This is a genomic window from Sphingomonas sp. Leaf412 (assembly GCF_001425405.1).
GTDB lineage: Bacteria > Pseudomonadota > Alphaproteobacteria > Sphingomonadales > Sphingomonadaceae > Sphingomonas.
The window spans coordinates 67,080-85,681 of record NZ_LMQP01000002.1 but is presented as its reverse complement, the minus strand read 5'-3'; the positions used below and the strand labels follow the sequence as shown (position 1 = coordinate 85,681).

Here is an 18,602-nt window from a genome sequence, read left to right as displayed (position 1 = left end):
GGCAATCCGGGAGAGAGCGATGCGTAGCTACCTGAAGCATTATATCGACGGCGCGTGGGTCGACAGCGAGGGCGGCACCGCCCACCACGTGATCGATCCCGCCACCGAGCAGCCGACGACCGAGATCACGCTGGGCAGCGCGGCCGACGTCGACAAGGCGGTCGCCGCGGCGAAGAAGGCCTTCAAGACCTTCTCGCGCACCAGCGTGGACGAGCGGATCGCGCTGCTCGAACGCATCATCGCGGAATACAAGGCGCGCATCCCCGACCTTGCCGCCGCGACCAGCGCGGAAATGGGCGCGCCGATCAGCTTCGCCAACGCGGCGCAGGCGCCCGCGGGCCTGGGCTATTTCATGGGCACGCTGGCCGCGCTGAAGGAATTCCGCTGGTCCGAACAGGTGGGCAAGGCACGCGTGGTGCACGAGCCGCTGGGCGTCGTGGGCATGATTACGCCGTGGAACTGGCCGCTGAACCAGATCTGCGCGAAGGTCGCACCCGCGCTGGCGGCGGGCGACACGATGGTGCTGAAGCCCAGCGAGGAAGCGCCGCTGAACGCGATGATCCTGGCGGAGATCCTCGACAAGGCGGGGGTGCCCGCGGGCGTCTTCAACCTGGTCAACGGCGACGGGCCGACCGTCGGCGCGGCGATCAGCGGGCACAAGGACGTCGACATGGTCAGCTTCACCGGCTCGACCCGCGCGGGAATCGCGGTAGCGCAGGCCGCGGCGGCGACGGTCAAGCGCGTGCATCAGGAACTGGGCGGCAAGGCGCCGAACCTGGTGCTGGAGGGCGCGAAGCTGGACGAGGTGCTGCCCCCGACGCTGGCGGGCGTACTCGCCAATTCGGGGCAGAGCTGCATCGCGCCGACGCGCCTGCTGGTCCACGCCAGCCAGGTCGACGCCGCGACCGAGGTGGTGAAGAACATGTGGGAGGCGACGAAGGTCGGCGATCCGTCCGAGCAGGGCGCGCATCTGGGCCCCGTCGTGAACAAGGCGCAGTACGAGAAGATTCAGGGCCTGATCCAGTCCGCGATCGACGAGGGCGCGACCCTGGTCACCGGCGGCACCGGTCGCCCCGACGGGCGCAATTCGGGCTATTTCGTGAAGCCGACGCTCTTCACCGGCGTGACGCCCGAGATGCGCATCTATCGCGAGGAGACGTTCGGCCCGATCGCGACGATCACCGAATATAACGACGCCGAACAGGCGATCGATATGGCCAACGACACCGACTACGGCCTGTCCGCGACCATTTCGGGCGACCCGGCGGAAGCGGCGAAGGTCGCGCCGCACCTGCGCGCGGGCCTCGTCACGATTAACGCCTGGGGCCCGAACGGCCCGACGCCGTTCGGCGGCTACAAGCAGTCGGGCAACGGCCGCGAGGGCGGCAAATGGGGCCTGACCGATTTCATGGAAGTGAAGACCATCGTCGGCGAACCGGCGTAATCCGCGACCGGCGGCGCCTCGATCGGGGCGCCGCCGCTTCTACGCCAGCGGCCAGAAGAACAGGATCAGCGGCGTACCCAGCACCAGCACCAGCAACGACAACGGCGCGCCCAGACGGGCATAATCGCCGAAGCGATAGCCGCCGGGCCCCAGCACGAGCGTATTGCACTGATGCCCGATGGGGGTCAGGAAATCGCTGCCCGCCCCCACCGCAGTCGCCATCAGGAATGCCTCCGGCCGGTATCCCAGGTCGCCTGCGAACTGCGCCGCGATCGGCGCCATCACCAGCACCGTCGCGGCATTGTTCAGGAACGGCGTCACCGCCATCGCGGCGGCAAGGATCAGCGCCACCGCGCCCCACGCGGGCAACGTCGTCGCCACCTGCGCCAGCCCCGTCGCGATCACGTCCGACGCGCCGGTGGTACGCAGCGAATCCGATACCGGGATCAGCGCGCCCAGCATGACGAGGATCGGCCATTCGACATGATCGTACGCCTCCCGCGGGCTGATCGCGCCGGTCGCGATGATGAGACCCGCGGCGGCGAAGAAGGCGACGGCGACGGGAACCAGACCTAGCGCGGTGAACAGCATCGCGACCCCCAGGATCGTGATCGGCAACCAGCTCGCGCGCCGCGATCCCAGTCGTAATTCGCGCTCCGCCAGCGGCAGGCAGCCAAGGTCGCGCAGCTTCTCGGGCATCGTGTCCAGCGGTCCCTGCAACACCACCACGTCGCCCGCGCGCAGCACGGTGTTCGCCAGCCGCCGCGACAATCGCTCGCCGCGGCGCGAGATCGCGATCAGGTTCACGCCGTGCCGGCGTTGCAGGTCCAGCCGCCCCGCGGTCTGCTCCTCCAGCAGGGAACCGAGGTTCACCACCGCCTCGATCACGCCGACTTCCGCCCCCGGCGCGTCGCCGCCGCGCGCGTCGCGCTCCTCGCCCTCCAGCTTCAGCCGGTCGCCCGCGATCGCGCGTTCCAGCGCGTCGGGCTCGCCCGCCAGGATCAGCGTATCGTCCTCGCGCAGCACGATATCGGGCGACGGCGCGCTGCGCAGGCCGGCACGCAGCATCTGCGTCACCGACACCTCGCGCTCATGCCGGTCCAGGAACGCCGCGACCGTCTCCCCGTCCGCGGGCGATCCGGCGGGGATGACGACCTCGGTCACGTAGCCGGTGATGTCCAGCGCCTCCCCCATCGTCGCGGCGGCACGGCGATCGCGGGGGATCAGGCGGTAGGCGAAGCGCAGGTAGACCAGCCCGACGACGAACAGCGCGAGGCCGACCGGGGTATAATCGAACATGCCGAACGGCTCGCCCGTCATCTGCTCGCGCGCGCGGCTGACGATGATGTTGGGGGACGTGCCGACCAGCGTCATCAGGCCGCCCAGCAATGCCGCGAAGGACATCGGCATCAGGAAGACCGACGGGCTGGCGTCGTTGCGCTTCGCCATCTGGAACGATGCGGGCATCAGCATCGCCAGGGCACCGATGTTCTTGACCAGTGCGGAGGCGACGCCGACCGACCCGGTCAGCACCAGCAACTGCGACCGCACCGTGGTCACGCGCCGCGACACCCGTCGCAGCACGCGTTCGATCACGCCCGACCGCTGCACCGCGCCCGAGATGACGAGCGCGGAGCCGACGATGATGACGATGTCGTCGGAAAACCCCGTAAAGGCATCGCCCGGCGCGACGATGCCCAGCGCCAGCGCGGCCAGCAATGCGATGATCGCGACGACGTCGTAACGGAACCGGCCCCAGATGAAGAGCGCCATCATGCCCACGAGCGTGGCGATGGAAAGATATTGCGGCGCGGTCATCCCTGTCCCCTCAATGCCCCACGGCGCCACAATCTCCCCGACAATCGTCGTTGCCGGGCGGGCGCGCGCGATTTACCTGTCGACGCATCCGGACCGGAGGCAGGACGATGGGCGCGATCGAGGGCAGGACGTTCAGGAGCGGCGACGGCGTCGCGGTGCGCCTGCCCGACGCGCTGGGCTTCGCGCCGGATACGCGGGTGACGATCGAGCGGGTCGGCGACCATGTCGAGATCCGCGCCGCGCCGACCGATCCGGCGGAGGAAGGGCGCAAGCTGGCGGAGCTGGTGGCGGCTTTGCAGGCGCTGGCGCCGATGCCGGCGGCGGCCGTGGGGCGGCGCGAACCGATCGAATTTCCGGACCGGCCCGGCCTCTACAGGTGACGATCCTGATCGACACGAATATCGCGATCCACCTGCGTGATCGCAATCTGGCGGTGATCGGGGGTCTGGCAGCCCGGGGGGCCACGCCTACCCTGTCGATCATCTCGCGCATCGAACTCGACGCCGCGGTCGCAGCGCGTCCGGCCGATGCGGAACGCTTACGAGCGGGCAATCGCGAGCTGTACCGTCGCTTGTCGATCCTGCCGTTCGATATCCCGGAAGCGGAGGTGTACGCCGCCATCATCGCCCGGACCGGATTCTCGCGCCGACTGGTGCTCGACCGCCTGATCGCCGCCACCGCGATCGTCCACGGCCTGACCCTGGTCACGATCAACGGCGGCGACTTCCGCGATATCCCCGGCCTCGACCTCGAGGTCTGGCCCGCTCAATAATCGCGCGACACGCGCACGTTCGCGCTCTGCCGGCCCAGCGTGGAGATGGAGGACAGCAGCGACAGCCAGCGCGTCACCTGGAATTCCACCCGCGTGGCGGAATAGCCCTGCCCGTCGGTCACGATTTCGGCATACAGCCGCCGCGTCACATACTTGCCCGCCGCGATCGAGGTCGCCTGCCCGGTCTGCGGGTCGGCGGGCAGGATGCGCAGCCGGTCGAGCCCCGCCGCGCGACGCACCGCGTTGATCGGGTTCAGGCCGTTGCCGCCGTCCTGCAACGCCGCCACCGCGGCGGCGAGCTGCAACGCCTCGGGCGCGGACAGGTTCGTGATCGAGGTGCCGAACAGCAGCCGCGACAGCAATTCGTCCTGCGGCAAAGCGGGAACGCTGGAGAAGCTTATCTCGGGCTTCTGCGCCACGCCGGTGACGCGGATCGAGGCGTTGAGGCCGGTGGCGCCCGCATTCGCCTCGATATCCAGCGCGGGGTTGGCGGGCACCTCGCCCGCGAAACGGATGATGCCGCGCGACAGGTCGAACTCGCGCCCCGCGAATTCGTACTCGCCGCGGACCAGATCGGCGCGACCGGTGATCGCGGGGTTCGTCGGCGTCCCGCCGATCTGGACCGTCGTCGTCCATTCGCTGGTGAGGCCCAGCCCGCTGACCATCAGGCCGTTGCGCGCGCGCGCCTTCACGTCCAGCGTCCACGGCGCGGGCGCCTCGTCGTCGCCGTCGGCCCCCTCGGGCACGTTGATCTCGCGCACGTTCAGCCGCGGCACCGCGCTGGCCGCAGTCGCCTGTCCCAGCCGGTAGCGGCTGGCGTCGAGCCGCACGTCGCCCGATATGACGCCGCCGAACCCGTTCGAGCGGAAGCTGATCGGGCCCGTCACCGTCGCGCCGATATCGTCGCGATCGATCAGCAGCGCGCGGCTGGCCTGCATGTCGAGGTCGAACGACACCCCCTGCGCGCCGGCGAAGTCGAAGCTGCCCGTGCCCGTGACACGTCCGCCGCCGGCCGCCGCGGCGAAGCTGTCGATCCGCAACCGCGATCCGGCGAAGCGGCCCTGCGCCTGCACGTCGGTCAGCACGGTGCCCGTCGTCGCGGACTGGATCCGCCCGCCCGTCGCGCGCACGGTGCCGCGGATCTGCGGATTGGCGAGCGTGCCGGTGGCGTCCGCCGCGATCGCGACGGGGCCGGTCAGGTCGAACAGCTCGACGCGGGTCAGCCGCCACAACGTGTCCGCCGGGCCGCTGTAGCGCAATTGCGCGAACATCGGCGCGGCGCGCAGCCGCTGGACCAGGTCGCCGCCGCCCAAGGGCTTCAGCAGCGCCTGCGCGCGCCCGACGGTCCGCCCGCCCGACGCCATGACCGCGCGGAACCCCGCCTTGTCCGCGGTCAGGATGCCCGCCAGCCCGATGTCGATCGGTGCGGAGGTGAGGACGAGGCCGGATCGCGTCAGTCCGCGCACCGTCAGGTCGATGCGGCCGGTTGGCGGCGCGTCGCCCTCCACCGCGAACGCCACCTTCCCCGACACGCTGCCGCCCAGGCCAAGGCCCGAATAGCCGATGTCGAGCAGGCCGAGCGGCAGGTTCGCCAGCGTCGCCTCGATCGCCGTCCGCGCGGAGGTGAAGCGGCCGGATATGGTCGCGGTGCCCCCCGCAAAGGCCAGGCGGGCGGGCGCCAGCAGCCAGCCGTCCCCGTCACGGGTGATGCGGGCGGGCGATTCGAGGCGGATGGGGCGGCGGCCGACGGTTCCCTGCGCCGCGATCGTGTAGCCGTCGGGTGCGATGCCGATCGTGGAGCGGATCTGGAACCCGCCCGCGCGCGATCCCGCGATCGAGGCGCGCACCTCGCCCGTTTCGCCCGCCAGCGTCGCATCGAGCGCAAACCGTGCGAGGCTGAGCGATCCGCGTCGCAGGCCGGCGCCGCTTGCGGTCGCCTCGACCCGCGGACCGGCGGGGTCGAGCAGGACGGTGAAGCGTGTGCGCCCCTGCCGCAGGATCGTGTCGGCGCCGAGGCGTGCGCCGCGCGCCTCCAGGTTTCCGTCGATACGCTGGATCGTCCCCTGCGGCGCGAAATCCAGCGCGCCGGCGATGCCGCCGCCCGCGACGGAAAGGCGCCCGCGGAAGCCGCCCGGGACGATATCGAGCGCGCCCGACGCGCGCGTGCCGCTGACGTCCAGTCGCGCGATCTGGATGCGGGCCTGACCGCCCGGAGGCAGCAGGATCTGCCCCTCGCCGGTGAACGGCCCCAGCCGCGATCGGCCCGCTGCGGTGAAGGCGAAGCCCGCGGACGTCGGGTCGAGATGCGCCCGCACCTGTCGCAGGCCGAGCGCCGCATTGGGCCGGTCGAACGTCAGGTCGATCGTCGGCCGCGCGATGCGCCCGTCCAGCACCAGCCGGAGCGCGCCGTAGCTCGCCTGCCGTCCCCCGCCCTCGAAATGGAAGGTCCCGTCGCGGCGGCGATAGCCATTGCCGGCCAGGCGGATATCGGGCGCGGTCAGGACGAGGTCGCGGAAATGCAGGATGCCGTCGGGCGTGCGTTCCAGCGCGGCCTCCACGCGCGGCAGGCCCCCGGCAAGGCCCGCGAAGAAGGCGTTGTCGAGCCGCACGACGCGCGCGCTGCCGCGCCCGACCACGCGCGTGCCCCTGCCGCCGGGGCCGGGGACGACGCGCAGTTTGGACGTCACGTCGACGATGCCGAGGCCGGGGATGAGATAGCGGCCCAGCGCGCCGTCGACGCCGACCTCGAACCGGCCGGTGGCGAGATCGAGGACGAGGGTGATCCGCCCGGTCAGCCTGTCGGACCGGATGCGGATGCCGTCGCCGGTCAGCAGCTTCGGCGTCACGCGCAGGACGCCGTCCGCGACCAGGTTGCGCAGGATGCCGCCCGCCACGTCGCCGACCCCGGTTACGCGCGCCGCGGTGAACCGGACGGGTACCGACACCGGCGCCCGCGACCAGCGCCCCCGCCCCGCCACCCGCGCCTGCTCGAACCCGGTCTGGTCGAACGAGAAGCGTGATGCGACGATACGATAATCGAAGCGGAAGGTCGCGAACGCGCCGTCCAGGATCGCGCGCAATTCCAGGCCCGACGCGCGCATGTTCCGGAACAATGCCTCCGCCCGGATCAACCGCGCACGTACCTTCACGTTGCGCAGGGCGCTGCTCGCCAGATCGACGACGCCGTCGGCGTCGACCGCCAGCGCGCGCGACCGCAGCGACAGGCGTCCGTCGAGCCGCCGCGCGACGTACGTGCCCCTGCCGTCCACGGTCACGCCGCCCGCGGTCAGCGCCTGCACCTTCCCCTTCGTGATCGATTCCGGGTCGACGCGCCCGACCAGCGTGTAATCGCCGCCGCGATTGCCGAGCGCGAGGTCGGCGACGCGCACGCCGCCCGCGTCCATGACCGCGCGGCCGTTCCAGTTGCGCCAGTCGCCGTCGCCGCCGACGTCCAGCGCCAGCGGCCGCGCCAGCCCGGTCAGCTTCGCGAGCACGCCGTCCCTCGCCCCGCGCGCGGACACCGACAGGTCGAAGCGCCCGGCGCCGGGCACCGAATCGATGCGGGCGCGCAGCCGGTCGCTGCCCTGGACCAGCGCGAGGAGATCGACCTGCGCCCGCCCGGCCCGGATATCCGCGCGCCCCGCGATCCGGCCGTAGCGCACCCGCCCGGTCACCGCGGGCGCGACCGTCAGCCGCCGGACCGTCAGCCGCCCGATGCGGATGTCGAACCCCGGCAGCAGCGGCCCCTGCCGCCCTGTGTCGCGGGTCCTGGGCAGTTTCGCCAGCGTCGCCGCGGGAATGTCCAGCGACGTGATGTCCAGGCGGTTGGACAGCCACCGGAACGGCGACCAGTGGAGGCTCGCGCGCGGTACCGACAGCACCAGCCCGTCGGGATCGTACAGGCGGACATCGACCAGTTCGGCACGATCGTACAGCGATCCGTCGATGCGGCCGACGTGGAAGCGGAGGCCGTTGGCGGGGCGCTGCGCGTTGATGCGGTCGGCGACGATGCGGTGGCCGATGTCGGTGTCGATCACGACCGCGGTGATCGCGACCAGCGCGGCGAGCGCCGCCAGCACGACGCCGATCCACCGGACAGCCCGCATCAGAACGCCTGCCCCAGCGACACGTACACCGCGATCCGGCTGTCGCCGCGCTGCGGGTTGATCGGGGTGCCGACATCGACGCGGATCGGGCCGAAGTTGGAATAATAACGCACGCCCAGCCCCGCGCCGTACCGCATGCCCGTCAGGTCCGGCAGCCCGCCGGTGTAGATGTTGCCGCCGTCGAGGAAGGGGACGATCCCGAAATTGCCGAACAGCTTCACCCGCGCCTCCAGCGCGAATTCGGCCAGGCTGCGCCCGCCGATCGGATCGTTGTTCGGATCGCGCGGTCCGATCGACTGGAAGCCGTAGCCGCGCACCGACGCGCCGCCCCCGGCATAGAAGCGCCGCGACGGCGCGACCTGATCGCGCGGCGCGCCCAATATCGTGCCGACGCGCACGCGCCCCGCCGCCACGACCCGCGACGTGACGGGCCGGTACGCGCTGGCGTCCACCTGCAACCGCGTATAGCCGAACGCCGCGCCTTGCAGCGACAGTTCGGGGCTGGCCCGCCCCGACAGGCGGAAGCCGCGCGTCGGGTTCAGCAGGTCGTCGGAGCCGTCGTAGCCCAGGCTGGTCGGCAGCGCGCCGATCAGGAAGGTGCGCCGCCGCGGCTCGCCGGTGGCCGCGATGACGTCGCGCTCGTCCGACGCCAGCAGTTCGGCGCCCAGCGACCAGGTCCATTGCTTCTGGAAGAAGATCGTCGTCTGCTGCTCCAGGCTGGCGGACAGCGATACGGTGTTCGCCTCGAACGCGTCGCGTTCCAGGTGCGCGGCGGCGAATTGCGCGGTCAGGACGCGGTCGCGCCCCTGGAAATTATTGCGCCGGAAGACGAGCGAGGCCAGCTGCTCGCGCGTGCCCAGCACCCCGCGGACGGTCGCCGCGCCCTCCGGCGGGAACAGGTTGCGGTGGGTCCAGCTCAGCTCAACGCGCGCGCCTTCGCCCGTGCCGTATCCCGCTTCCGCCGCCACGGTGCGCGGTGGCGCGGGTTCCAGGCGGAAACGGACGTCGACCGTGTCGGGCGTGGCACCGGGCACGGGCGTCACCTCCGCCGTGGAGACGAGGCCGGTCTGGATCAGCGCGCGCCGCAGGTCGTCGACCTCGCTGGTGCGATACGGTTCGCCGGGGCGGAAGCGGGCGATGTCGGCCAGATGGTCCGCGTCGAAGATGCGGTTGCCCGGGTCCGCGATCAGCCGGCCGAAGGTGCGCGCGCCGCCCGGATCGACGGCGACGTCCAGCGTCGCGGTACGAGCGGCGCGATCGACCACGATCGCAGGTTCGCCGACGCGCGCGAACGGAAACCCCTGCTCCCCGATCGCGGTGCGCAGGGAGGTATCGGCGGCGGCGATCGTGTCGGCGTTGACCGGATCGTCCGCGACGACGGGAAACGCCTGGCGCAGCGCGTCCGCCTTCGCGCCCGCCGCCTCCACCCCCGCCACGGTCACGCCCGCAAAGCGATAGAGCGCGCCCGGCTCCGCGTTCAGGACGATGACGGGCCGCTGCGCGCTGGCCTCCACCGCGGTGGTCACGGCGGCGTCGTAGTACCCCTCCCCGCGCAACAGCGTGACGAGCAGGTCGGCATCCTCGCGCGCGCGGCGATCCAGCTGCGCCGGATTGGTGTCCTTCCCCGCCCCCTGCGCCAGCACCGACAATTCGCGGAAACGCTGGTGCAGCAGGTCGGAGCCGATGCCGTCGAGGCCGTCGATGCGCCAGTCGTAGCGGGTCTGCGTCGCCACCTCCGCCCGCGGCGCGTCGGCGCCGGGCGCGGTGGCCAGGTCGGGCCAGTCCAGCCCTAGGTCGGCCAGCGGCGCCAGCGGGGCGGCGGGATCGACCTGATCGACGGACGGAATCGGCGTCGACGCCCCGGCGGACGCGGGAACGTCCTGCGCCGCGGCGCCCCCCGCCCCCAAAGCCATTGCCGCCGCCGCGCCCGTCAGGACGCCGCGGCGCCCCGCGATCCGCCACATGGATCGAGGCTGTAGCCCGCGTTTCGCGGCGGCGACAGGGGGCAGCGCGCGTGGCGAGGGAAAGCGCGCGACGGTTGCGCCGAACCGCGGCGGATGCCATGCGCCCGCCATGGCCCCTCCCCCCGACAGACCGACCGCCGCGGGCGGATTTCCCATCGCCGCGGGTGCGTTGCTGGGCACCGTCGCCGGTTTGTTCGCCGGGCAGCCGTCGATCGGTTTCCTCGCCGGACTGGCGGTCGGCGTGGCCATCGCGATCGCGATCTGGCTGCGTGACCGGTAGGACCGCGCGATCGCGGGCGGGCGTCAGTCCGCCGCGGGCGTCAGGTGCAGATGCTCCGAATACGGCATGACCAGCCGCCCGTCGGGGGCGGCGGTATAGGTCGTCTGCGTCGGATAGGGGATCGTCAGCCCTTCCTGCGCGCAGCGTCTCAAGATCGCGATCCCCGCCTTGTGCCGGCCGTCGAACGCCGCCTGGAAATCGGGCGAGTTGCTGTCGAACTCGATCTCGAAATCCAGGCTCGACGCGCCGAACTGCATGAAGCCGCACCGGACGTAGACCAGCCCGCATTCGTCGATCGCCTCGCGCATCATGTCGGGAAAGCGCTGCAACGTGTCGACCGGGGTTTCGTAGGCGAGGCCGAGGACGAACTTCGTCCGTCGCCGCTCGCGCCGGGTGTTGTTCTGGATCTCCTTGTCCAGCAACTGCTTGTTGGAGATGATCCGCTCCTCGCCGTTCACCCCGCGCACGCGCGTCGATTTCAGGCCGATCTCCTCCACCGTCCCGCTGGTCTGGTCGTAGCTGACCGCGTCGCCGCGCCGGAACGGGCGGTCGAAGATGATCGCCAGCGCGGCGAACAGGTCGGCGAAGATGCCCTGCGCGGCAAGGCCGATGGCGATGCCGCCGACGCCCAGGCCCGCGACGAGGCCGGTGACGTTGACGCCCAGATTGTCGAGGACGACGACCAGCGCGATCGCGAACACCGCGAAGGTGACGAGGAGGCGGATCAGGCCCATCGCGCTCATCAGCGCCTCGCCCGAATAATGTTCGCTGCGCGTGCGATGCTCGATCGCGCCCAGGATGATCTCGCGCGCCCAGACCGCGGCCTGGAACACCGCGGCCACGGTGAACAGGAATTCCACCGTCGTGGCGACGCTGGCGGGCGCATCGGCGTAGCCGACCACCAGCCGTGCGGCGAGCGTGGCGATGAAGAAGGTCCCCGTCCGCTCGATCGCGCGACCGATGATCGCGGGCCAGCCCTTGCCGCTGGCGCTGCGCCGCGCCAGCCGCGGGCCGAAGCCGCGTAGCCAGACCAGCAGCAGCGCGATGCCCGCCCCCACGCCGATCGCGATCACGATCTGGAGCCAGTGGGTCGAGAACCACGTCGCGCTCGACGCGAACAGTTCCTGCGCCTGATCGCCCACCTTGTCGGGATCGATCGGCGCGACCTTCGCCGCGGCGGCGCTGTTGTTCGTCACGGCATCTTCCTCACGCACCACGATCGAGGAAGGCGATCAGCCCCCGCTCGGCGCGGGTCAGATATCGCGTGGCGCGCGGCAGCGAAAGGTCGGCGAGGAAGGCGGCCTGCTCGTTCTTGTCCTTGCCCAGCGCGATTAGGCCGGGATGGACGTAGGATTTGCGTGCGATTGCGGGCGTGTTGCCCAGCCGTTCGACCACGGGTTCCAGCATCGTCTTGAGCCCGATCGGCTTGTCCGCCTCCGCCAGCGCCTCGAACGCGCACAGGCTGGCGCCCCAGGTGCGGAAATGCTTGGCGGTGAAATCGCCGCCCATCGCGGTGCGGATATAGTCGTTGACGTCGGACGAGTTGACGCCCCGCGGTTCGCCGTCGTCGCCGACATATTGGAACAATTTCTGCCCCGGCAGGTCCTGGCATTTCTTCACGAACCGCGCGAGGCCCGCGTCGCTGATCTTCAGCCGGCGCTGCTTTCCCGACTTGGCGGTGTAGCACAACGTCATCGTGCCGCCGGAGAAGGTCGCGTGCCGATCGCGCAGCGTGGTCAGGCCGTAGCTCTTGTTGCTCTTCGCATAGGCCTCGTTCCCGATGCGCAGGTTGCATGTGTCGAGAAGGCGGACGATCGCGGCGACCGTCCGGTCCTTGTCGTGCCGGCGCTTCGACAGGTCGCCCTCGACCCGCGCGCGCAGCTTGGGCAGCGCGCGGCCGAACGGCGCGCACAGATCGTATTTCGCGCTTTCCTGCTGCGTGCGGAAATCGGCGTGGTAGCGATATTGCTTGCGCCCCTTGTCGTCGATCCCGGTCGCCTGGATGTGGCCGTTGGCGCGCGGGCAGAACCACGCCTTCCGATAGGCGGGGGGCAGGCCGACCGCGTTCAGGCGGTCAATCTCGTCGCGGTCCGTGATCCGCTTGCCGTCCGCGTCCCAATATCCCCACGCCCGGCTGTTCACGCGCTTGCGGGTGATGCCGGGTTCGCTGTCGTCGCAATAGACCAGTCGTGCCACGCAAAGGCTCCTCGTCCCGGCAAATGCGCAGGCAATCGCTTCGTTCCGGAACGCGGGGCGTGTCTGCCTTGTTCGGACACCGACCCCTTCAGGAGAATATCATGGCCGACATCACCAAGGCGCGCGTCCTCATGCTCGCCGCCGACGGATTCGAGACCGTCGAGCTGTTCGAACCGCGCAAGGCGCTGGAAGCCGCGGGCGCCACCGTCACGCTCGCCTCGATCACGAAGGCGCCGATCCAGGGGATGAAGGGCGATATCGACAAGGCGGAGACGGCGCAGCCGGACATCACGCTGGACGAGGTGGACGTCGACGATTTCGACGCGCTGGTCCTGCCCGGCGGCGTGATGAACCCCGACAAGCTGCGCGTGGAGGAGCGCGCGGTGGAGATCGTGCAGGATTTCATGGACGACGAGAAGGTCGTCGCCGCGATCTGCCACGCGCCGTGGCTGCTGGCAGAGGCGGACGTGATCGACGGGCGGCGCGTGACCGGGTTCAAGTCGATCCGCACCGACCTGGAAAACGCGGGCGCGGACGTGGAGGATTCGGAAGTGGTGGTGGACGAGAACCTCATCACCAGCCGCTGCCCCGACGACATCCCCGCGTTCAACAAGGCGATCATCGCGGCGCTGAGCGCGTGACGCGCATGGCCCCCGCTCAGGCGGGGGCCATGTCCCGGACGCGGCCACGCCGTATCGGGCGCCACGCCGCCTCCGCACGCTTGCGCGACAGGTAAGTGTCCAGCCCGATCTGACTCGCGATCAGGAAATACAGGAACGACTGGAACGCGATCCCCACGAACGCGCCGCCCAGAAGGTAGATGAGGTGCGCGTGACCGAGCGCGATCGCCAGCCGGCCGGCCCAGGCGAGGTCGCCGTCCGGATCGCGATAGCGCCGCCGCAGCACCTCCATCCGCACCAGCCCGACGACGTTGATGAGCAGCCACAGCGCGAGGCCGGGATAGCCCTGCTCCCCCAGCATCTCGAAATAGCTGCTGTGATAGGCCCGGCTCTTGTCGACGGTCAGGTCGCGCTTGACGGTCGTGCTCGCCCCGGTCCCCTCCGTCCTGACCGTGTCGTAGCGGATCCGGTTCTGGCGATACGCCTCGAACCCGCCGCCCAGCGGGTGCTCGCGCGCATAATCGATCGTCCATTGCCACACCGCCAGCCGCGTGGAGGCGCTTTCGTCCGCCTGGTAGGTCTTGATCGTCCCCATCCGGTCGCTGAACGCGCTCGGCAGGAACGGCACCGCACCCAGCCCCGCGAGCGCCAGCAGCGACACATACAGCATCCGCCGCTTCACCACGCGCAGCATCAACACGGCCAGCAGCGCGATGCACAGCAACCCCGTGCGCGCCGACGTACCGACCGGGATCAGCAGGCAGGCGAAGACCAGCGCATAACCGAACGTCCGCACGCGCCGGTCGGGCGGAAACACCGTCCCGTCCCGCACCAGCCACAGGATGATGGGGATGAGCGAGATCGCGACGGCGGAGATGATCGACCCTTCGTATAACCCCGAATTGTTCGCCACCATCAGGTTCAGCTCGCCATAGCCGCCGCCGGAGGCCAGCGTCTTGATCCCGCCGACGATGACGATCGACGCGGCGGACAGGACGACGAACAGCAGCAATGTCTCGATCCGCAACCGCGTGCGCAGCATCAGCGGCAGGAACGCGGCGACGGCCAGGTTCTTCCACACCCATTCCCACTTCTCCGCCGCCTCCACCGGAAAATCGGCGCCGACGGTGGTGGCGTAGCAATAGACCAGCAGCAGCAGGATCAACCCCTGTCGCGGGGCGACGCGCACGTCGCGCTTGTCGTCCGCCACGACCCAGCCCAGGATCATGAGCGCGACCGCGATCAGCGAGATCGGCACGCTGTTCAGCAACAGGTACGTCAGCCGCTGGGGCGACACGATGTCGATATAGACATAGGCGGCGACGAACAGGAACGGGCGCCGGAATCCGACGCCCCACATCGTCAGCAGGAACGCGACGAACGCGAGATCACGCACGCGGCTTCTTCCGCGGTTCCGCGTCGCGCGGCGACGGTTCGCGATCGAGCGACGGGCGCTTCAGCAGGATCAGTGCGGCCAGGATCATCAGCCCATGGGTCAGGCCGAGCGAGAAATTGTCGATCATGCCCCGGTTCCTTCCATGCCCCGCCTGCGTCCGCGCCGGGCGAACGGGAATGCGGTAGCGCGCGGCGATTGATACGGCGTTAAGTCCGACCGGCGCGCCCGACCGCGCCCCACGGCACGACGCAAACCCGATCTTAAACCCGTCCCCCGCATATCGCGCGGCGATGCGCATCCTCCACGTCCTCGACCATGGGCTGCCGCTGCAAAGCGGCTACACCTTCCGCACCCGCGCGATCCTGACCGCGCAGATGGCGCGCGGATGGCGGGTCGCGGCGGTCACCGGCGTCCGGCAGGACAGCGCCGCCGATGCGCGCGAGACGATCGACGGCATCGATTTCCATCGCACCGCGCGGTCGCGCATCCCCGGCCTGCCGGGGGAGATCGCCGCGCTGGCCGCGCGCGTGGGGCAGGTCGCGGACCGCTTCCGCCCCGACATCATCCACGCGCACTCGCCCGTCCTCAGCGCGCTCGGCGCGCTCTGGGCGGCGCGGCGGCGCGGCGTGCCGCTGGTGTACGAGATCCGCGCCTTCTGGGAGGATGCCGCGGTCGGCAACGGGACCGGAACACAGGGATCGGCGCGCTATCGCGCCACGCGCGCGCTGGAAACATGGGCGGCGCGGCGCGCGGATCATGTCGCGGTGATCTGCGACGGCCTGCGCGGCGACCTGATCGCGCGCGGCATCGCGGCGGAAAGGATCATGGTTTCCCCGAACGGCGTCGACCTGGGCCTGTTCGGCGCACCCGTCGCGCGCGACGCCGCGCTTGCCGGGCACCTCGGCCTGTCCGACGGCGACGAGGTCGTCGGCTTCGTCGGCAGCTTCTACGATTACGAGGGGCTGGACGACCTGATCGCGGCGATGCCCGCGCTGGTCGCGGCACGCCCCGCGGCGCACCTGCTGCTGGTCGGCGGTGGCCCCATGGAGGCGGCGCTGCGCGCGCAGGCCGCGGCATCGCCGGTGGCGCACCGCATCCGCTTCGCCGGGCGCGTGCCGCATACGCAGGTGGAGCGTTACTATGCGCTGGTCGACGTCCTCGCCTACCCGCGAAAGCGGATGCGGCTGACCGATCTGGTCACGCCGCTCAAGCCGCTGGAGGCGATGGCGCAGGGGAAACTGGTCGCGGCATCGGACGTGGGCGGGCATCGCGAACTGATCCGGGACGGCGATACCGGAACGATCTTCGCCGCGGACGACCCCGCCGCGGCGGCGCATGCGCTTGCGATGCTGCTGGCCGATCGTTCGGGGTGGGACGCCCGCCGCCTGCGCGCACGCCGGTTCGTCGCGCAAGAACGTAACTGGTCGTCAAACATTCATCGCTACGAACCTGTTTACCAAGGGCTTATCCAAGCCGTGCAGGGAAACAGGTCATGGTCGCGTCTACCCTCCCTCCAGCCCTGAAGGGCTACGTGCTTCCGATCATGGCGGTGCTTGCGGGCATCGGCGTCGCGGCGGGCATCGCCACCGCGCCGGGCGACCTGCTCGACGCCGTCGTCACGCGCAGCGGCGTGTCGGTCGCGATCCCGCAGGCGGGGCCGCCCGTCGGCGTCACGGGGCGCAGCCTGATCGCGCTGGCGATCGGCGGCTTCGTCGCCGCGCTGGGCCTCGTCGGCCGCCTTCGCCTGCCGACGCGGACCGCGCATCGCCGCGCGGACGCGCATCCCGACGCGCCCCCGTGCCGCCCCCTGCGCGCCAGCGGCGAACTGGGCGAGGCGTTGCCGATCGAACCCGACCCGCCGGTCCCGCCCGCGGTGCAGGACATGCCCGCGGACCTCGACCAGCCGCTGAGCGCGTTCGACCCGGACGCCATTCCCGCCCGGCCGAAGGAACCCGTCCGCGCCGTTCCGCCGATGACGCGCATGGCGACGATCGTGGCGCTGCCGCCCGAGGACGAGGTCAGGCCCGACCGGATCACCGCCTTCTCGCTCGCACCCGTCACCTGCGCCCCACATGCGGAACCCGCGACGATCGCGCGTGTCGACACCCGCCACGAACCGATCGGGGACCTCGTCGCCCGGCTGGAACGGGTCGCGCGCGACGCCGCGCGCTCGCGTCGCGACCGGCAACCGTCGCTGGACGATACGCTGGCCCGGTTGCGGCAGATGGCGACGGGTTAGGACACGCCTCGTTCGACGTAGGATCCAGGTCGCGCCGGTCAGGCGCGCGCCACCGTCAGCCCCTCGACCCGGAAGCGCGTCACCGCACCCGCGCGATGGCATGCCGCGACCGACAGGTCCGCCAGGACATGGCCGGGCACCTCGATCGCCGCCTCGTCCAGCCCCGCCAGCCACGCATCGAGTCGCGCGCCCGACGCGCCGCTCGCCTCCAGCCGATGGCGCCCGCCCGCGAACGTCGCGCTGTGCCACGATTCGCTCGCGTGGCGTTCGATCCGGATCGGCGCGCCTGCGCGATCCGCATCGCGCAGCAACGCGCGCTCCAGCCGCCCCGCCGCCCCGCTCATGCCCCCTGCCCGATCACCGCGGCCACCCGCGCCTGCATGTCCGGCCCCGGCCGTCGTCCGCGGCGCAGGTCGCCGACCAGCCGCGGATCGTTGACCACGCGCCGCCCGAACGTGGTTTCCGCGACCCCGGTGCGGTGCAGGTAATGTTCGATCTGGTTCAACAAGGTCACGGTCCGCCTCCGAATCATTGTTCGTGCTTTGTTCTCAAATTCCTTTCCGCTTGTCTAGGAAATTTCCTGCGCCTATTGGTGCATTATGGAGCGATCGCCACGCGAAGCCCTCGCCGCCCTGGCGACGGCGCAGGGAGCCAGCCTGTCCGCCATGTCGCGGATGCTGGGACGCAACGTCGCCTACCTGCAACAATACGTCCGTCGCGGGACGCCCCGCATATTGCCGGAACGCGATCGCGCGCTGCTCGCCGCCTATCTTGGCGTGGACGAAGCCGTGCTGGGCGGTCCGGCACCGGCGGCGGACGACGTGACGATACCGTGGCTGGCGGTCGCCGCCGCCGCGGGGTCGGGGGTGGTCGCGGCGGAGGAACGGGTCCTGCGCGGCCTGCCGCTGGCGCGCGCGACGCTGCGCGACCTGGGCGTCGCGCCACCCGACGCGTCGGTGATCGCGGTCGCGGGCGATTCGATGGCGCCGACGCTGCTCGACGGGGACCGCGTGCTGGTCGACCGCGCCGATCGCCGGATACCGGCGGCGGGCGCGGTGTTCGTCATCCGCCGGGACGAGGTGCTGTCGGTCAAGCGCCTGCTGGCCGGCGGCGGATCGATCCGCGTCGTCAGCGACAATCCGGCCTTCGCGGCGGAGGTCCTGTCCCCGCACGACGTGACCGTGATCGGTCGCGCCCGATTGCTGTGGCGCGGGCTGTGACCCACGCCCCCCGACGGGGCGGGACCGATACGGGATCAGGGGCGTTGGGAGGGGCGGAAGGAACATCCCCCATGAAATTCGCCCTGCTCTCCGCCGCCCTGCTCGCCACCGTCGCGGTGCCGATGACCACCACGTCCGCCGACGCGCAGCGCCGCGACCGCGACCGCGAATGGCGCGACAACGACCCCAACTGGAATCCGCGCGACAGCTATCGCGAGGGCCGGTATCGCGAGCGCCGTCTGGGCCGCAACGACCGCGTCTATCGCGGGCAGGACGGGCGCGCCTATTGCAAGCGTAACGACGGCACGACCGGGCTGGTCGTCGGCGGTCTGGCCGGCGGCGTGCTGGGCAACGTGGTCGGCGGCGGGACGCTGGGCACGCTGCTGGGCGCGGGCGGCGGCGCGCTGCTGGGCCGGTCGGTCGATCGCGGCAAGGTGAAGTGCCGCTGATCTGACGTTCGATTAGAAGCCCTCACCCCCGTTCGGGCTGAGCGTAGTCGAAGCCTGGGCGCCTAGCCTTCGACTTCGCTCAGGCCGAACGGGGGTGA

General features: G+C 70.9%; 18 protein-coding genes. 9 read left to right on the top strand and 9 right to left on the bottom strand.

What is annotated here, in order from left to right; genetic code table 11:
* The first annotated feature begins 19 nt into the window (after positions 1-19).
* A complete protein-coding gene (locus tag ASG29_RS04815) occupies positions 20-1,444 on the top strand; it encodes an aldehyde dehydrogenase family protein (protein ID WP_055981083.1) in 1,425 nt (474 codons plus the stop codon).
* A gap of 39 nt (positions 1,445-1,483) precedes the next feature.
* Here ASG29_RS04815 and ASG29_RS04810 read toward each other — a convergent pair whose 3' ends face one another.
* Positions 1,484-3,262, bottom strand: a complete 1,779-nt coding sequence (locus ASG29_RS04810) for an SLC13 family permease (protein ID WP_055981080.1) — start codon at positions 3,260-3,262, stop codon at positions 1,484-1,486.
* Between the two features lie 107 nt (positions 3,263-3,369).
* Here ASG29_RS04810 and ASG29_RS16985 point away from each other — a divergent pair, with 107 nt between their 5' ends.
* Together ASG29_RS16985 and ASG29_RS16980 are read left to right on the top strand one after the other, a co-directional pair.
* The gene (locus ASG29_RS16985) at positions 3,370-3,642 is read left to right on the top strand and encodes a hypothetical protein (RefSeq protein ID WP_055981077.1); all 273 of its coding nucleotides are present in this window, start codon (positions 3,370-3,372) and stop codon (positions 3,640-3,642) included.
* On the top strand, positions 3,639-4,034 hold the full coding sequence (locus ASG29_RS16980; protein ID WP_055981074.1) for a PIN domain-containing protein: 396 nt from the start codon (positions 3,639-3,641) through the stop codon (positions 4,032-4,034). Before ASG29_RS16985 ends, ASG29_RS16980 begins: the two co-directional genes overlap by 4 nt.
* On the opposite strand, the gene ASG29_RS04795 is transcribed toward ASG29_RS16980, so the two are convergent.
* Positions 4,028-8,140 (bottom strand): translocation/assembly module TamB domain-containing protein, encoded by a 4,113-nt coding sequence (locus ASG29_RS04795; protein WP_055981072.1) that lies wholly within the window; start codon positions 8,138-8,140, stop codon positions 4,028-4,030. The genes ASG29_RS16980 and ASG29_RS04795 overlap by 7 nt on opposite strands.
* Entirely contained in the window at positions 8,140-10,104 is a 1,965-nt protein-coding gene (locus ASG29_RS04790; protein WP_055981069.1) for an autotransporter assembly complex protein TamA, read from the bottom strand. The genes ASG29_RS04795 and ASG29_RS04790 overlap by 1 nt, the downstream gene beginning before the upstream one ends.
* A gap of 109 nt (positions 10,105-10,213) precedes the next feature.
* On the opposite strand from ASG29_RS04790, the gene ASG29_RS17170 reads away from it, so the two are divergent.
* Entirely contained in the window at positions 10,214-10,384 is a 171-nt protein-coding gene (locus ASG29_RS17170) for a hypothetical protein (protein ID WP_200932368.1), read from the top strand.
* A 23-nt stretch (positions 10,385-10,407) separates the two neighbouring features.
* On the opposite strand, the gene ASG29_RS04785 is transcribed toward ASG29_RS17170, so the two are convergent.
* Both ASG29_RS04785 and ASG29_RS04780 read right to left on the bottom strand, forming a co-directional pair.
* Positions 10,408-11,580, bottom strand: a complete 1,173-nt coding sequence (locus tag ASG29_RS04785; protein ID WP_082515652.1) for a mechanosensitive ion channel family protein — start codon at positions 11,578-11,580, stop codon at positions 10,408-10,410.
* Between the two features lie 10 nt (positions 11,581-11,590).
* Complete coding sequence (locus ASG29_RS04780; protein ID WP_055981066.1) at positions 11,591-12,580, bottom strand: DNA topoisomerase IB; 990 nt, start codon at positions 12,578-12,580, stop codon at positions 11,591-11,593.
* A gap of 101 nt (positions 12,581-12,681) precedes the next feature.
* Here ASG29_RS04780 and ASG29_RS04775 point away from each other — a divergent pair, with 101 nt between their 5' ends.
* The gene (locus ASG29_RS04775; protein WP_055981063.1) at positions 12,682-13,221 is read left to right on the top strand and encodes a type 1 glutamine amidotransferase domain-containing protein; all 540 of its coding nucleotides are present in this window, start codon (positions 12,682-12,684) and stop codon (positions 13,219-13,221) included.
* 16 nt (positions 13,222-13,237) lie between these two features.
* Here the strand turns inward: ASG29_RS04775 and ASG29_RS04770 are convergent, their stop codons facing one another.
* On the bottom strand, positions 13,238-14,596 hold the full coding sequence (locus ASG29_RS04770) for a putative O-glycosylation ligase, exosortase A system-associated (protein ID WP_055981060.1): 1,359 nt from the start codon (positions 14,594-14,596) through the stop codon (positions 13,238-13,240).
* On the bottom strand, positions 14,589-14,723 hold the full coding sequence (locus tag ASG29_RS17720) for a hypothetical protein (RefSeq protein ID WP_268796208.1): 135 nt from the start codon (positions 14,721-14,723) through the stop codon (positions 14,589-14,591). Before ASG29_RS17720 ends, ASG29_RS04770 begins: the two co-directional genes overlap by 8 nt.
* A gap of 163 nt (positions 14,724-14,886) precedes the next feature.
* Between ASG29_RS17720 and ASG29_RS04765 the strand changes: the two genes are divergently transcribed.
* Positions 14,887-16,119: a TIGR04063 family PEP-CTERM/XrtA system glycosyltransferase gene (locus ASG29_RS04765; protein WP_055981057.1), complete on the top strand. Its 1,233-nt coding sequence runs from the start codon at positions 14,887-14,889 to the stop codon at positions 16,117-16,119.
* A 20-nt stretch (positions 16,120-16,139) separates the two neighbouring features.
* Positions 16,140-16,835 (top strand): hypothetical protein, encoded by a 696-nt coding sequence (locus ASG29_RS04760; RefSeq protein WP_235532777.1) that lies wholly within the window; start codon positions 16,140-16,142, stop codon positions 16,833-16,835.
* 38 nt (positions 16,836-16,873) lie between these two features.
* On the opposite strand, the gene ASG29_RS04755 is transcribed toward ASG29_RS04760, so the two are convergent.
* Entirely contained in the window at positions 16,874-17,179 is a 306-nt protein-coding gene (locus tag ASG29_RS04755; RefSeq protein ID WP_055981052.1) for a hypothetical protein, read from the bottom strand.
* Positions 17,176-17,349, bottom strand: a complete 174-nt coding sequence (locus ASG29_RS17165) for a hypothetical protein (protein ID WP_200932367.1) — start codon at positions 17,347-17,349, stop codon at positions 17,176-17,178. Before ASG29_RS17165 ends, ASG29_RS04755 begins: the two co-directional genes overlap by 4 nt.
* A gap of 85 nt (positions 17,350-17,434) precedes the next feature.
* Between ASG29_RS17165 and ASG29_RS04750 the strand changes: the two genes are divergently transcribed.
* The gene (locus ASG29_RS04750) at positions 17,435-18,055 is read left to right on the top strand and encodes a helix-turn-helix transcriptional regulator (RefSeq protein WP_055981049.1); all 621 of its coding nucleotides are present in this window, start codon (positions 17,435-17,437) and stop codon (positions 18,053-18,055) included.
* A gap of 71 nt (positions 18,056-18,126) precedes the next feature.
* Positions 18,127-18,504 carry a glycine zipper 2TM domain-containing protein gene (locus ASG29_RS04745; RefSeq protein ID WP_055981045.1) on the top strand — a complete coding sequence of 126 codons (378 nt, stop codon included), beginning with the start codon at positions 18,127-18,129 and terminating at the stop codon, positions 18,502-18,504.
* Positions 18,505-18,602: the final 98 nt, after the last annotated feature.

Excerpts from the sequence above, each read along its gene's own strand:
- ASG29_RS04815 (WP_055981083.1), top strand. The coding sequence starts at position 20 with ATGCGTAGCTACCTGAAGCATTATATCGACGGCGCGTGGGTCGACAGC.
- ASG29_RS04810 (WP_055981080.1), bottom strand. The coding sequence starts at position 3,262 with ATGACCGCGCCGCAATATCTTTCCATCGCCACGCTCGTGGGCATGATG.
- ASG29_RS16985 (WP_055981077.1), top strand. The coding sequence starts at position 3,370 with ATGGGCGCGATCGAGGGCAGGACGTTCAGGAGCGGCGACGGCGTCGCG.
- ASG29_RS04795 (WP_055981072.1), bottom strand. The coding sequence starts at position 8,140 with ATGCGGGCTGTCCGGTGGATCGGCGTCGTGCTGGCGGCGCTCGCCGCG.
- ASG29_RS04790 (WP_055981069.1), bottom strand. The coding sequence starts at position 10,104 with ATGTGGCGGATCGCGGGGCGCCGCGGCGTCCTGACGGGCGCGGCGGCG.
- ASG29_RS17170 (WP_200932368.1), top strand. The coding sequence starts at position 10,214 with ATGGCCCCTCCCCCCGACAGACCGACCGCCGCGGGCGGATTTCCCATC.
- ASG29_RS04775 (WP_055981063.1), top strand. The coding sequence starts at position 12,682 with ATGGCCGACATCACCAAGGCGCGCGTCCTCATGCTCGCCGCCGACGGA.
- ASG29_RS17720 (WP_268796208.1), bottom strand. The coding sequence starts at position 14,723 with ATGATCGACAATTTCTCGCTCGGCCTGACCCATGGGCTGATGATCCTG.
- ASG29_RS04765 (WP_055981057.1), top strand. The coding sequence starts at position 14,887 with ATGCGCATCCTCCACGTCCTCGACCATGGGCTGCCGCTGCAAAGCGGC.
- ASG29_RS04760 (WP_235532777.1), top strand. The coding sequence starts at position 16,140 with ATGGCGGTGCTTGCGGGCATCGGCGTCGCGGCGGGCATCGCCACCGCG.
- ASG29_RS04755 (WP_055981052.1), bottom strand. The coding sequence starts at position 17,179 with ATGAGCGGGGCGGCGGGGCGGCTGGAGCGCGCGTTGCTGCGCGATGCG.
- ASG29_RS04750 (WP_055981049.1), top strand. The coding sequence starts at position 17,435 with ATGGAGCGATCGCCACGCGAAGCCCTCGCCGCCCTGGCGACGGCGCAG.
- ASG29_RS04745 (WP_055981045.1), top strand. The coding sequence starts at position 18,127 with ATGAAATTCGCCCTGCTCTCCGCCGCCCTGCTCGCCACCGTCGCGGTG.